This is a genomic window from Metabacillus rhizosphaerae (assembly GCF_037201795.1).
Lineage (GTDB): Bacteria > Bacillota > Bacilli > Bacillales > Bacillaceae > Metabacillus > Metabacillus rhizosphaerae.
The window spans coordinates 903,930-919,560 of record NZ_CP147403.1 but is presented as its reverse complement, the minus strand read 5'-3'; the positions used below and the strand labels follow the sequence as shown (position 1 = coordinate 919,560).

At 36.6% G+C, this 15,631-nt stretch carries 8 protein-coding genes; all 8 read right to left on the bottom strand.

The window, feature by feature from the left end; all coding sequences use genetic code 11:
• Positions 1-6 precede the first annotated feature (6 nt).
• The 8 genes from WCV66_RS04460 to WCV66_RS04425 all read right to left on the bottom strand — a co-directional run bounded on the left by WCV66_RS04460 (position 7) and on the right by WCV66_RS04425 (position 15,472).
• Positions 7-1,308: a glycoside hydrolase family 125 protein gene (locus WCV66_RS04460; RefSeq protein WP_338788021.1), complete on the bottom strand. Its 1,302-nt coding sequence runs from the start codon at positions 1,306-1,308 to the stop codon at positions 7-9.
• A gap of 96 nt (positions 1,309-1,404) precedes the next feature.
• Complete coding sequence (locus WCV66_RS04455; RefSeq protein WP_338788020.1) at positions 1,405-4,128, bottom strand: alpha-mannosidase; 2,724 nt, start codon at positions 4,126-4,128, stop codon at positions 1,405-1,407.
• A gap of 77 nt (positions 4,129-4,205) precedes the next feature.
• Entirely contained in the window at positions 4,206-7,340 is a 3,135-nt protein-coding gene (locus WCV66_RS04450) for an alpha-mannosidase (RefSeq protein ID WP_338788019.1), read from the bottom strand.
• 130 nt (positions 7,341-7,470) lie between these two features.
• Positions 7,471-9,069 carry an extracellular solute-binding protein gene (locus WCV66_RS04445; protein WP_338788018.1) on the bottom strand — a complete coding sequence of 533 codons (1,599 nt, stop codon included), beginning with the start codon at positions 9,067-9,069 and terminating at the stop codon, positions 7,471-7,473.
• Positions 9,070-9,173: 104 nt separating this feature from the next.
• The gene (locus WCV66_RS04440) at positions 9,174-10,079 is read right to left on the bottom strand and encodes a carbohydrate ABC transporter permease (protein ID WP_338788017.1); all 906 of its coding nucleotides are present in this window, start codon (positions 10,077-10,079) and stop codon (positions 9,174-9,176) included.
• A 17-nt stretch (positions 10,080-10,096) separates the two neighbouring features.
• A complete protein-coding gene (locus WCV66_RS04435) occupies positions 10,097-10,999 on the bottom strand; it encodes an ABC transporter permease (RefSeq protein ID WP_338789396.1) in 903 nt (300 codons plus the stop codon).
• Between the two features lie 532 nt (positions 11,000-11,531).
• On the bottom strand, positions 11,532-12,941 hold the full coding sequence (locus WCV66_RS04430; RefSeq protein ID WP_338788016.1) for a sulfatase-like hydrolase/transferase: 1,410 nt from the start codon (positions 12,939-12,941) through the stop codon (positions 11,532-11,534).
• A 263-nt stretch (positions 12,942-13,204) separates the two neighbouring features.
• The gene (locus WCV66_RS04425) at positions 13,205-15,472 is read right to left on the bottom strand and encodes an AraC family transcriptional regulator (RefSeq protein ID WP_338788015.1); all 2,268 of its coding nucleotides are present in this window, start codon (positions 15,470-15,472) and stop codon (positions 13,205-13,207) included.
• Positions 15,473-15,631: the final 159 nt, after the last annotated feature.

Genomic DNA, 15,631 nt, shown 5'->3' with positions numbered 1-15,631 from the left:
TATTTGCTACTTCTCTAAAGGACTGCCTTTTACAAACAGATGACATTGACTTAACAAAAATTCACTAAACATCGAATTGGCCCATGAGAACCAGGGTCTTGTAAATTTTTCAGGTTCATCAACATGAAATCCTTCGTGCATAAAGTTTGTATTTGCATCGGTGTTTTTAAACAGCTCAAGAATTTCCTCTTTCTCCTCATTTGTTAATGCCGTCATTCCCTGGATCGCAAGAGCGATATGCCAAATATACTGTTCAGGGGTATGTGGACTGCCAATCCCTTTCGCCACCATACCTTGATAGTAGTAAGGGTTTTCAGAACTTAAAATAAAATTTCTCGTGTTTTGATAAATTGGATCATCCGCATTACAATAACCTAAGTACGGAAGTGCGAGAAGACTAGGTACATTCGCATCATCCATTAGGTTGTAATTTCCGAGTCCGTCTGTCTCGTAGGCGTAAATGGTTCCATATACTGGGTGTTCAAATTTACCGTAATTTTGAATGCCCTGATCAATTTCATTCGCCAATTCAAAAGCTGTTTTCGCAAGATCTTTATCATGAAGAACTTCTTCAGCTATCTCCTTTAATTGTTTTAAGACAACTACAGCAAACATATTGGCAGGGATTAAATAACCATACTGGCAAGCGTCATCACTTGGACGAAAACCACTCCAGGTCATTCCCGTGTAGCCAACAGGAGCCCCTTTTCCATCATGTGATAATGTATCCTGTGTGGGACAGTTATCCCTTTCAAACATGTAGCTAGAATTTTCTTCATGGTTTTGCTCCGTCTTCCAAGTTTCGATTATTTTGGCAACAGCTTCCCGGAACATTTCATTAAATTGAGATGTTCTTCCAGTTGACTTCCAGAATAAATACGACAATTGAATTGGATAACAAAGTGAATCAATTTCATATTTTCGTTCCCATAGAAGTGGTGTCATCTCTGTCTTATCATCATGATATCTGTTTCCATTTGCTTCTTCGTTAAACGCATTTGCATATGGATCATGAATAATGCAAGATAATTGTTTTTTTATCACACCTTCAATCAGGTCTGCCATTTTCTCATCATGTTCAGCAAGTAGTAAATATGGGCGAACCTGTGCAGCTGAATCCCGTAGCCACATTGCAGGTATGTCACCCGTAATCACAAATGTCGTTCCATCATCCTGAGGTCGAATTGTTGTTTCATAGGTATTGGAAAAACAATTTTCAAACATTGTTTGTACTTTTTGATCATGAGCGAATGATGATTTTACTTCATCTATTAATGCTTTCATTGATCGTGGTAATTGTCCTTGCATGGAGTACTCACTTCCCTTTCTAGTAGTCTTATAGTCATGTCCCGAGTTCAAATGTTGTGCATTTGATTCATGCTGCACACTATTTGAACTCATTTCTTAAATTAATTTTTTTTCAAATCCTAGTGTAACGATTTCATGATTACGAACTGAAACGTGAATTGCTTTATTGCCATCAACATGTAATGATTTCTTTTTTTCTTCGATTACATTACTTTCATACGTATTCTTATAAGTTTCTGATGTCTTGACGATAAGAGTATCGCTTTCATCAGCCATATTAAACCAGCGCATCATGACATCGCCAGATTGTTTAGATACTTTCATAGAGGAAAATGCTAGATTAGCAGATTCCCACTGGACAAATGAATGAACAGGAGGCAATTCACCATCATGAAGACCTGTCTGTTTCAATGACCAAGGTACTTGATATTGGTATGCATCTTTATATGCCTTAGTCGCGCTATCTTTTCCATCATGTGGATAGATGCAAAATGAAACAGTCTGCTCTCCCAAACACTGTGCTTCAGGTGTCGGAAAATATCCCCAATCGCCAAGCTCTCCTACAGAGCGCAGTAGAGTTACCGCTATCGTATTCCGACCATCACGGATTATTTCATACTCATTTAATCCAAGATTCGCAACAGTCAAGCCTTCAACTTCATTACTTACATCAACAAATGCTTGCTGATGCTGTGAATGATCCGGGTTCGTCCATTCTTGTGACGGCTCGTTGGTTCGTTTTGCTATTTCAAAGATTGAATCAGCATGATGGACATCTGTTTTAATATCTGTTGGAAATAATGCTCTGAGACGATGGTCCTTCGCTTGGTTGTTGAAAGATGTTTTAACGTCTATTCCTTTGCTATTCTTTGCTAACGTTACAACTGTTTTGATTGTAAACGGCACCTTCGCCTCTACACGTTCTGACTTTCTGCCAGTAAACCAGACAAGCTCTTTTTGCTCTTTATCTAGTAAATCTGATGCGCTTGCCGGAATTTCCCACTCTTGTACAATCTCATATGCAGCCTGGAATGGTGTATCTTCGATGATGTTTACCTTTGCAATTAAGTCTTTTGTTGTAAGCGCTTGTTCATTATTCGGCTGCTTGTACATATATTCGTTACCGATATCACCTGTGTCTTCATACACACATAGGTCTTCAAATGTACGTCCATTTACTTTATTGGTTACAGTTAAGGAACCATTTTCATTAATTTTTACATTTACATAATTATTTTCCATTTCATTTTCATTTATGATTAAGGAACTATTATCATTATGTTTTGAAGATGAAACCCATGCATATGTCGTAAAGCCTAGTGCCGGTACTTTTTCTGCTTCAAATGTTAGACGAACTCTTCTAGCCATATACGGTTGACGGAATTTCTCTTCCGGCAGATCATAGCCAAAAGAGATTCCTAAATCTTCCACCTTGCAATGATATTCAGTTCCTTTATCATCAACTAATGTTCTTTCTCCTAGTGGAAATCCTTTAAGCTCTTGTTTGTTTACTCCTGCTGAGAAATAATCTCTTTTTACATCAAGTGTAATAGAAACTACTCCTGTACGATCCCATCCAGTTGTGTTATATACAGTAAATGGAAGTGCATCTTCACCCCATTTTTTAAAACTAGCTGTATTAATTTTTTCGGAAATGGACTCGAGACTTTCATCAATGATCATCTCAGCTACATGTTTACTCTTCTCAAATCTTGTGACCATTTCACGGTGAACCTCATCAACACTGCAGCCGCAAATGCTGTCATGCGGGTGATTTTGCATTAGTGTCTTCCAAGCGTATTCAATTAAATGATGGTGGTAATCTCCTCCTTGTAAATAGGCGAATGCTGACAGTGTTTCTGCCACTTTCTCAAGGAGTGTCTGACTAAGTTGATTCATTTGTTTAATATATACGCGTGCGGATGCTGTATTAACAAGCGTGCCCCATCCGTCCGTCTGCTGGCTTCGCAGCTCTCCTTCAATTACTTTTAAATTTTGCGGTAGTGATGCGGCAAGTTTGCCTACATAATCATTAAAATTTGAATGAATAAATTCGATATTTGGATATAACGTTTCAGCAACTCGAATGGCTTCTGGCAAATCAGTTTGGATTGGCTGATGATCACAGCCATTCATCATGAGCATATGTGGGCTTGCTGCATATTTTTCTAAGGATGCAATGTGCTGCTCCCAATATTTTTTGGCTTCTTTTTCATCTGTTGGTACTTCATTCCCATTGCAGTACCAATTTGCAAATAAAATACCGAGAACTGATGACCCATCTGGGGAGCGCCAAAGCATTTCTGAATAGGGCGATTCATAATTTTCTGCTTCACTGACAGTATTGTTAAATCCTGTTGGCTTCACACCTCTTCCGAAGACAGCATTGTTAATACCAGCCTGGCTTAAGATTTGTGGTGCCTGGCCGATGTTTCCAAATGAATCAGGAAAATAGCCGACCTTTGAAACGCCTCCCCAAAGCGCTGCATCTTTCATCCCGTATTGAAGATTGCGAATATTGGCTTCACTGCTTGTCAAAAATTCATCCTGCAAAATGTACCAAGGGCCAATATGGAGCCTTCCCTCTCTGACGAACGTTTGAAGCTTTTCCCGCATTTCAGGGCGGATTTGTAAATAATCATCTAAAATGATTGTTTGTCCATCAAGATGATAGCTTTTAAAATCAGGATTGCTTTCCAATGTTTCTAGCAGCCTATCCATCAGCTTCGTTAAGAGGACATGGTGCTTCTCATATGGTAAGTACCATTCCCTGTCCCAATGGGTATGAGAAATGATATGGATATACTTTTTATCTTCCAATTTTATACCTCCAAAACTACTTTACTTCTATGAAATAGTAGATTTTATTTCCGTTATAAATTAACTTTACCTCCTGATTATCTGGAGAATTCCACCAAAAATGTTTTGATTTCATATGGTTTTATTTGAAAGCTGATACACTCTTCATTTACTTCCTCACCAAAGGATCTTTCCATTAAATCACACTCTTGCCATGACACTATGTTAAGATCACTACCGATTTCTGCATGGGTGCGATTACCTTCGAATTCATGAATTCTAAGAATAATCTTGTCACTGTACTCTGCCTTTTTAACAGTATCAATCATGATATTGCTTTTAGAACAATATAGCATTGACATTTTTTCTAGATGATTATTTCCTTCACTATAAGTAAGTGGATTATTTAAAGACCATGCTTCCTTAACTGTGCTAGCTTCCTTCCAGCTGCCTTGATGCGGAAGCAGTGAATAGGTAAAGTCATGATGCCCTTGATCTGCCAATGGATCTGGATGAATTGGAGATTTTAATAACGAGAGTCTCATCACATGATCCTTGATATCGTACCCATACTTACAATCATTAAGAAGACTGACCCCATAGCCTCCTTCAGATAAATCAGCCCATTGGTGACCAACACTCTCAAAACGAGCATAATCCCAGCTTGTATTCCAATGGGTTGGGCGTTTCACATTCCCAAATTGAATATCATAGGTTGCTTCAGTTGAACGAATGTCAACTGGAAAGGCCACTTTCAACAATCGTTGTTGTTCATGCCAGTCTATGCGTGTTTTAAAATCAATTCGACGGTTATTTTCATATACAATTAAGTCTTGCTCAATGACAGATGCCCCATATTCCCAAACAAAACGTATTTTAGTTTGCACATGGCCCTTTTCAATTAATGTAATGGATTGCAAAGAAGTGATTTCTTCCATTTTCTGTTGATAAAAAATGTCAATGTCCCAGGCATCAAACATCATTGGTTTATCTTCAAATACTTGCAAAACATTGCCATGTGCATTTTCAGCCAGTACTTCACGTTCATTTTCCCGATCATAAATGCTTGTTAGTTGCCCCTTACCATTCCATTTAATATCGTAAAATGGTGACTGAACGCCGCTTTCTGTAAATGTAAATAGTTCGTTTTGTGGCTTGTCGATTTTTTCCGGTCTGAACTCCAATGTCATATAGCCCATCTCTGGAAGGTTTTCCATTTGAACATACCAGCCGTCTTCTGTGTATTGGGCAGTAAACTCACGACCCTCGTTATCAAACCATCTTCCTTCACCTAAATCGTTATGATTTGAGATAAATATGACATCATTTCGTTTCCAAGGACCCGAATTGTATACAGTCCACGTATAGTTGTCTGCACTATGCACGATAGACGTCGAAGCATTTTTCCAAATGTCTCTACCAATAGTCTCTGCTACTTTATATTCCTGTTTCGCATCGTCATATACTTCTTTAATGGATGAACCTGGAATAATATCATGAAACTGGTTTCTTAATATTATTTTCCATCCTTCCATTAATTTGGCTTTCGGATAATCCGAGAATGTTTTTTGCTGGATACTGCTTAATACGCTTAACCATTCACTTTCACGATAAAGCAATTCCAGTTTACGGTTCATTCGTTTCATAAAAGCCTGGCTTGTATATGTCCCACGGTGAAATTCAAGGTAAAGTTCCCCATCCCATGTATGGACATACTCATTTGTTTCCTTGATTGTCTTATGCAATTTTTTAAAATAATTACTTGCACTGGAAGGCTTTGCATGAGGCAATCCAGGGATTTTATCAATCCTTCGACGCATTTCAAGCATTTCACGATTAACACCGCCTCCTCCATCTCCATAGCCATAGGAAAGAAGCAGATCCTGATTTATATGTTTATCCTTATATGCATCCCAAGATTCCTGCACAACCTGAGGTGTCATAAAACCATTGTACGTATAGTATCTTGATTCCGGCCAAGGTTCTGTTGTCGTAATAAAATGAGTCAAAATTTCACTGCCATCTATCCCACGCCACATAAATGTATCATGCGGCATGCGGTTGAACTGACTCCAGCTTATTTTAGTGGTCATAAACGTTTTAATTCCAGATTTTTTCAGGATCTGTGGTAAAGCCCAACTATAGCCAAACACATCTGGAAGCCATAAAAACTCACTTTCCTTATTAAACTCTTCACGAAGAAAATGATTCCCTATTAATAATTGGCGAACAAGTGACTCCCCAGAAGGTATATTACAATCAGCTTCCAGCCACATTCCGCCATCTGCTTCCCAGCGTCCATCTGCAATCCGTTCTTTCATTTTTTCATAGATTTCCGGATAATCATGTTTAATATATTCGTATAATTGCGGTTGACTTTGTAAGAAAACATATTCTGGATATTTTTCCATTAGACGTAATACTGTTGAAAATGAGCGTGCGGATTTTTCCCGAGTATGTTTTAAACGCCATAACCAAGCCACATCAATATGTGTATGGCCGATACTGTGAAACGTGACATCATGGTTTTTCTCCATTTTATCCAGTTGTTCTTCCAAATAGCTTTGTGCGCTATATACGGATTCATAAAATTCGTTTGAACCTGGATTCAACCAGTTGATAAGATTAATAGATTGATTAAGGGCTTTTAGCAATTTATGACGATCTGGCTGATTTTCTTTCAGTACAAATACTGTTTCAATGACAGCTTTTGCATCAAAATAAAATGTATCAACCTGTTCATCAAGCCAGGCAATTTCCGCACACTGAAATTTATATTCCTGTTCAACCGGGTGTCCTCCACCTTCAAGGCCTGTCCATAATCTAAAATCAAATGTTATCGTCTCTCCTGCATGATCTTCGGAAATAAAAACTTCTTTGTGATTCGAATCCACACCTTGATAAGGTTGTCCGTTTAAAAATAACAATGATTCAAAGCCTGAATTATTTCCTCCACCTGTTCTTCCAAAATCAAACAGACCGACAATCTTCTTATCAGTCCAGACAGAAGGAATAGTGACTATGGAAGACAGCCATGCATATAAATCGCGCCCCTGCCATCGTTCACCTATTTTTATTGTAGAGGAATGATTGTCACGTTCCGGTGGATAGGTGCCCACCTCGCCCGCTTCATCAACGACAAATCTCCATTCTGGTAATTTAATGGTGTCCCGGTATCTGAACTTTGACAGTTCAGTAATTCTTGCTTTCACTTTCTCTTCTGTCAAAAACATATTTGCCACCTCTAACTTTACCATGTGATATATGAATGAAGGCTCGTATGTATACTTCCCCTGTTAGGGCCATACGAGCCATCTTTTATTGTTTGTATTTTTTATGACTCAAAGAGATTTAATAAATGAATTAACTGTCCGCCCAGCGGTCATATGCATCTTGATAGATTTGAACATATTGATCAATATTCATATTTTCAATAGTTTTTACGTATTTATCCCAATTTGATAGCGGCTCAACACCAGTGATGAATTTTGCTTCCATTTGCTTGACATACGATTCCAGGTCAACTTCAATCGTGTTGGCTTGTTGCTGTTCCTCTGATGTTAAATAAACTAGTGGATAAGGAACTTTTGCAAATGGCTCAATCTTTTCATTTGTTTCTGCTGCAATAAACTTATCAAAATTTGTTGGTTCATTTCCTTCAATTGGACCACTTAATGAAGGTGTAGCTATCCCATAATCTGGTGTTAATGTTCCACGATAATCTTCTGCGGATTTAAAGCCTTCTGGTACATCAAGTTTTACTCTCTTTCCACCTTCTTTATCAGCCCATTCCCAAAGATGACCTTCAGGTCCCATATTTAGAAATGCATAGCCTTCTTTTGAATAGAAGTAATCAACCCAACGGATAGATGCTTCGGGATTTGGGTTATTGCTCGTGATAGCAAAAGTACCTCTTGAAATTGCCGGGCTACGTGGTATTACGGCTTTATCGGAAACAGAGCTAGTCAAAGGAAGAAACATTGGGTTATTCATTGACGCTTCTTCTGTTTCTCCTGTTGTAAAGAATGAGTAGTAATCTGGAAATAATCCCACTCTGTTTTCCTGTCCTTTTGCTTTTTTCTGCTCATCCGATTGTGAGAATGTCTCTGGGTCCAGCAGTTTTTCCTCATAAAGTTTATTCATGAATGTTAAATATTCTTTATAGTTCTCTGATGTTGGTGTATATCTAACTTTACCGTTAACTTCATCAATACCCCATTCTTTTAGACCAAAAGCACCTAGCAGCCATGCACGGGAGCTATCCATTTTAACATCAACTAAAGGAATTTCATCTGCTTTTCCGTTGCCATTAGGGTCTTCTGTCTTAAATCGTTTTAATAATTCATAAAGTTCATCTGTTGTCTTAGGCAGCTCTTTAACTCCTAATTCATTAAGCCATTGACCGTTATACCATAAAGGTCCTCTATACCAGCTGGATGTTGGACCATTAGAGACTGTCGGTAATGAGTAGATATGTCCATCCACTGTCGTAATAGATTTTTTAATATCAGGGTTTTCTTCTAACATCTTTTTTATATTGGGAGCATAATTATCTATAAGGTCTTCTAAAGGTAATAATACTCCTTGTTTTCCATAGTCAACTTCCATGGCAGGAGTCAAATTATCTGTTCCAGCTCCATATATAATGTCTGCGATATCTCCGCTAGCAAATGCTAAATTTAATTTCGTTTGAAAGTCACTCAGTGGAGGTGTTGTATATTCAAAATTGATATTCGTCATCTTTGCGTATTCTTGTAATGTAGGCATGTCTTTCCATTCTGCCAAACCTGTGCCTGGTGCCATTAATGTTAATTCTATTTCTTTGTCTACAATTGGAAATCCTTCTTTATTTACTTCAACCTTTGCAGAAGATGACTTATCTTCTTTACTTACATCTTCTTTAGAACTACATGCCGAAAGTATTAAAATAGTTGTTAAAAGCAGTATTAGTAATTTTTTCATCCTTGCATCCCCTTTATTGTTAAAAATGATACTTGCTTATGAATATGTTTTGTTACCTGATCACCTCCTTAAATTATCACATAATGTTAAAAAGGCCATGCTCCCTACCCTTTCAGAGAGCCAATCATAACACCTTTAACAAAATAGCGTTGTAAAAATGGATAGACAATAATAATTGGAAGCGTAGAGACAATCATCACTCCATACTTAATAATTGCAGCAAGTTGCTGCTTACTATGCAACGCCTCTGCCATGCTGCCTGTCAGATTTGTGTTTTGTGATGACATTTCCTGCAATACTAGTATTTCTCTTAAAACTAATTGAAGCGGGAACATTTCTTTGTCAGATAAGTAGATTAATGCATTAAAATACCCATTCCAGTGGCCAACACCATAGAATAACGCCATAACAGCTATAATTGGTGCAGATAATGGTAAAATTATTTTGATAAACATTTTAAAATTTGAGGCTCCGTCAATGATCGCTGCCTCTTCCAATTCTCTTGGTATGGACGTTTGGAAAAACACGCGTGCAATAACGATATTCCATACTGCTGCTGCATTTGGTAAAACCATTGCCCAAATTGTGTCAATAAGCCCCAAATTTTTTACAACTAAGTAAGTTGGAATCAACCCGCCACTAAAGAACATCGTCAGAACAAACATACCCATGAGAATATTTCTGCCTGCAAAATCTTTACGTGACATTGCATATGCTGCTGGTATCGTAACTGCTAAGTTAATGAAAGTACCTAAAGCAGTATAAAAAATTGTATTGAGATACCCTCTCCAAATAGCGCCATTTTCAAAAATTAGCTTGTAGCCTTCAAATGTAATATCTTTCGGAAAAAGCCACACTTCCCCTGAGTTTACAGCTGCAGGATTACTTATGGATGCACTAACAATATAAATCAATGGATAAAGTACGATCCCTAGTGCAGCAGTAAGAAAAACATAAACAAACGCCTTAAATAGTTTATCTGTTTTCGTTTCGTGTATTGAAGAATTCATCTTTTATCTACCTCCTCTTACCATAGGCTTGTCTCACTGGTTTTTTTCGCGATCTTATTTACTGTTATTAGTAAAATTGCATTTATAACTGCGTTGAACAGTCCAACTGCTGATGCAAAACTATACTGTGCATCTAATAAACCTGCTTGATAAACAAATGTCGCAATCACATTCGAAGACTCAAGGTTAAGTGGATTTTGTAATAGTAAAACTTTCTCAAATCCCAGCGCCATGATACTTCCAACGTTCATAATTAGTAAGATGATCATTGTTGGAACAATTGCCGGAATGTTTATATGCCAGATCCGCTGAAAACGTGTTGCACCATCAACAATTGCAGCTTCATGATGCTGTGGATCTACCCCAGCAAGAGCGGCAAGGTAAATAATAGTTCCCCAACCTGTACTTTGCCATACACCTGATAATACATATACCGTTTTAAACCAAGCAGGTTCACTCAAAAATGCAATAGGTTCAAAACCTAGTAATTGAATAGCATGATTTATGATACCTGTCGCCGGAGAAAGAAATGCTATGATCATCCCGGACATAACAACAACTGAAATAAAGTGAGGGGCATATGTTACCGTCTGTACAGTCCGCTTAAATAAACTGTCTTTTACCTCATTTAATGCCAAAGCTAAAATAATCGGTAATGGAAAACCAACAATTAATTCGTAGACACTTATTCCTAAAGTATTTTTGATTAAATCCCAAAAATAATAGGATTCAAAGAATCTAATAAAATGATCAAATCCAACCCATTCGCTTCCCCAAATTCCTAAAGTTGGAATGAAATTTTTAAATGCAATTTGCACCCCGTACATTGGAATATAATGAAAGATTAAAAAGTATAAAAATGCTGGCAATACAAAAAGGTAAAGCTGCCAATTTTGTAAGATCTTTCTTTTCCTTTTCATTTTTTCAGGGTTTTTTCGCTTTAATTTAATGGGTTTCGTAGATCCATTATTAAATTCTTCTTCCTGTTGTAATGGAGAAGTTGCCGTACTTGAACTCATTCAATAAACCCTCCCTCTGGCTTCTTATGTAACTGCTTTCATACTAGCGTTTTTTAGGAAATGTAATCAATATGTTATTTCTATTAAGCTTGTCAAGGCGATAAAAACATCCATGATTCCGCTTACATTTTAAGCCTTTGCAACTCTAGTAATATGTCACTCTTGCACCAATATGTATGCCTTTACATTCCTGCTAAATGCATTTGTAGCAGTGTTTTTGGGGAATAACTAATTATAAATTAAAAACTTATTATACTTAGTGCTCATTCTTTAAATAACCCCAGAAGTTTAAGATGTTCATGAATTATCCATGCCCACCTACACAAAATGAGATACTAATTTAATAGAAGCATAGATGATTAAACTTGTTACGATGGGGGTAAACCAAAGGATTCAGAGGATTGTAAAATTTAACAATCCTCTATATTTTGAATCACCTGCATAAATCCTTGTATTGCTCTAAAACTCGATCATTATGCTTTTCCATCCAATCTGCCAACAGTTCCCTCAATGGTTGGAGTGTGTCTTTGTATGCAAGATTTTCAATCTCGTTTATAAGTTCGTAAGGATCATTTTGCAGATCATATAATTCATCCGTATCCCCACAATTAAAGACATACTTCATATGACCATGTCGGATCATACGCTGTGTGTACAATATTTCTGCAAGACCGTTTCCTTCAGTGACGACATGGTCTGGCCAGTCATTAACATTTTCATTATTTACAAGAGGAACAAACGATCTTCCGTCTCTATTTATTTCTTCTTCAGGAACTCCTGACCAATCAAGTATGCTAGAGTAAATATCACAGGTTCCAACGAAACGATCTTCATATCTCGTCTGTTCCAATTTTTTTGCAGGCTTAACGATCAGTGGAATTCGACAAGTTTCCTCATACATAAAAAAGTTTTTATCACATAATCCTCCATGGATACCAAGGGATTCTCCATGATCCGCAGAAAAAATGATGATTGTATCCTCATATAGACCATGCTCCTTTAAATAGTTGAGAAGTCTGCCAATTTGTTCATCGATCAAACTAACGTTAGCATAATAATGCTTTATATACGGTTCAAACTTTTTCCATTCAGTTGTACCAGAGCGTTTCACTTTATGAATGGTGGGCTTGTTCGTGGATTTATCGTAAAAATTAGGCCAAGGTTCAATTTCAAGATTACGGTATAAGTCTAAATATTTTGTAGGTGCAATATAGGGTTCATGAGGACCCCAAAAGTTCAACTGGAAATAAAAAGGATTAGATTTTTGTCTGAATTGATCGATATAGTGAATGGCTCGATCTGTTAAAAAATATTCCACGGTTGTTTCAACAGGAGATACGACTTCAGCTGCCCAATGTCCTTTATAATGTCCAGTTATTTTATTTTCTAACTTAACTTCTTGACCTTTTTCTTTCAAGTAATCGTGATATTGTACATAATCATGTCCACCTGCACCATGGCCTGGGAAATCATCCCCATCATATCCAACTTCGGTAGGTCCGAATCCTAGGTGCCACTTACCTGTATAACCTAAACTGTAGTGTTGCTTTTTAAGTTTATTGCTAAGTAATTCTGGTGAATTTGGTAATTCGTTAAATTTACACCCTGGTTCATAGGTGTTGTTTCTCATTTCATGATTGTGAGGGTATAATCCAGTTTGAAGTGAAGCACGGGCAGGTGTACAAACAGGACAACTGGCATATGCACCATTAAAGACCACACTTTCCTCTGTCAAAAGGTCAATATTTGGTGTTTTGCAAGTTTTCCCTCCATAAGCTTTTAAAGTATCAACACGGTGTTGATCTGTTAAAATAAAAAGAATATTGGGCTTATTATTAGACACATTTATCCTCCTCTTTATGAATAATGACGACTAAGATTCCGCTTACATTTCAACACTTTGCAACTAACTCTTGCAATATGTCAATTTCACTTCGATATGTATACCTTTACATTTTTACTAAAATGCTTTTGCAACAGTATTTTAAGGAAAATACTGCTGATAAAAATTTACCATGAACGAAACTAATTCCTTTCTCGTAAATAAGAAATGAAAATGGCCATGATTTTAATAAAAATCATAGCCTAAGTCATTCATGTATTCGATTACCTGTTTAAATTACGATATTGTCCAGGTGTTACACCAACTATTTTCTTGAACTTCCGGGTAAAATTCGCAACATCCAAATAACCTACTTGAACGACGATTTCTTTAATTGGCTTATCTGTTTCCCTTAATTGTCTCTTTACATCTTCCATGCGGAGATCCTGTAAATATTGCGTAAATGTAACACCCGTTTGTCCTTTTATAAAGCGACTAAGATACGATACAGATAGTTGAAATTCAAGCGCAATACTTTCCAAAGATAGCTCATACATATTATAGTTGTCTCTAATATAATCCAAAACATCATTTCGCAGTTTATCATTATGGCTTTCTTTCTTGCCATCAACCTCTTCACATATCGTTAAAACTAACTCGTGCAGCTGTTTGTGCAATTGTTCTATCGAATTAAAATCTGCTATTGCTTTAAAATCCTGGATGTCTTTACTCAATCCCATTTCAGAAATTGTTTTCACAATAGCATTGATAATATCAAAGCAGATGCATTTTAACACCTGGATAGACAGATCTTTATCAGCCAGATTTTTAAACATGTTACTTAATGTTTCAGCAGCGACAATCTGGTCCCCTTGCTTTAAACTTTGGACAAGCTTCATTTGTTCTTCGATCGGATATCCAAGTGACTGTTCCGGGTGTATACTGATTTCCTCAAAATAGATGATACTGCCTTGTGGCTTTACAAATTTATATTCCATTGTTGCAAGGGCTTCAATATAGGATCGGTTTATCAGGTTTTTTTCTTCGTAAAGCCCGCCCACCCCAATAGTAGGATCAAAAAGGCAAGTTTCATGAATATACTGCTGAATCTGCGGCACAAGCTTTTGACGTTCTTTGTTAGCATCTTTTGCTACTTGATCCATACTTACAATTAGTGCCATAGCATCATTATAAAACAAATCAATGCCATGTGCCGTGGCGTTTCCCAGCGAAATATTCGATAAGGTGTTAAAAACCTTTTCCCTCTCTTCCAAATTGTCCTCTATAAAGGTTCCTTTTTCAAAATATACGATCGTCACAAAGTAGTGCCCATCCTTCATTTGAATATTTAACGAATGCAGCAATGAATTTATTTCTTTTCCATCACTAATATTACCTTTTAATAGTTTCACTAAAAATTGATCCCTGGCAAAAGGTTTTTGCATAAACATCGTTTCATTCAAAATCTGATGGTCTTCAAATACATGTGTTATCGTCTTGCGAAGGGTCTCTAATTCATTTCCGCCTTCCAGATCAGCTGTTTTCTTTCTGCCCATGTTTGTTATTTCAAACAGGTTTTGAATCGGCTTATATTGATTTTTCCCAAGTATTACAGCTAATACAAAGCCAACAATTAAAAGGACAATTAACATGGCAAAGATCAATATCGTCGTATTGTTTAGCAGTTTAAAAAATTGCTTATCCTCCATCAACGTTATAAACTTCCAGCCACTTAGTTCCGATTTAACAGACACAAGTGAATAATCTTTTCCATTTAATTTAATATTATTAACCCCGTAATTATCTAAAGAAAGTGACTCTAAGTCTTCTTCACTAATTGGTTCATCATTAATGGCAGATGCAATAGTCTGATTATTTTCATTGAAAATATAGACATTACCTTCAGTTTCACCTAATATGTTTTGAATCAAATCTGTCATCGTCGATTCCTCTATAAAATACATAACTGTACCATAAGGCTGAGGATTGTTTGGAGCTATCGGAAATAAATAAGCAATCATATTCTCATGTTTATCATTGTAATCATTCTTAACCACTACATTGTTAACAGTCTTTATGAATGGCAATTTCGTATGCAAATCACTGATAAGGTCTTCTTTTCCCCATTCACCAAACCGATATTTTTTTTGCATTAAAGCATCTATAGTAAATGAACCGCTAGTGGAATATATTGTCTCATCATCATGATAATAAACAAATAGTTCTTCAATGATTGAACTGTTTGCTTTATATTTTTTTAATTCATCAATTGCTTCTCCACTGTAATAGCCATGACTGATCATATACGGAGTAAGCCTAGGATCATATGAAATTCTTGCTGCAAGAGTTTCTAATTCTTTCATTCGCTCGTTTGTTAGTTTTTCTACTTGTTCTAGTTTATTTATATTTGATTGTTCAATTTCCTGACGCAGGCTGGATACAGAATTATAATAAATAATAGTGCTCATGATAAGAAAAGGAACAAGAAAAACAAGTAGATAGGAGACGATATATTTATATAATAGTCGAGATTTAATTCTATTACGAAACACATTCCTCCCCCCTATATCTCTGTATAAAATAGTTAATTTTTAAGTTAGTCTCTTTTCCTCTAGTTGAACACACTCTCGATATGCAAACCAAGCAAGTGCAATAAAAAGCGATTGTTTAAAATACAATTGAAGTTTGAGTTCATAACGTACAAATACAAG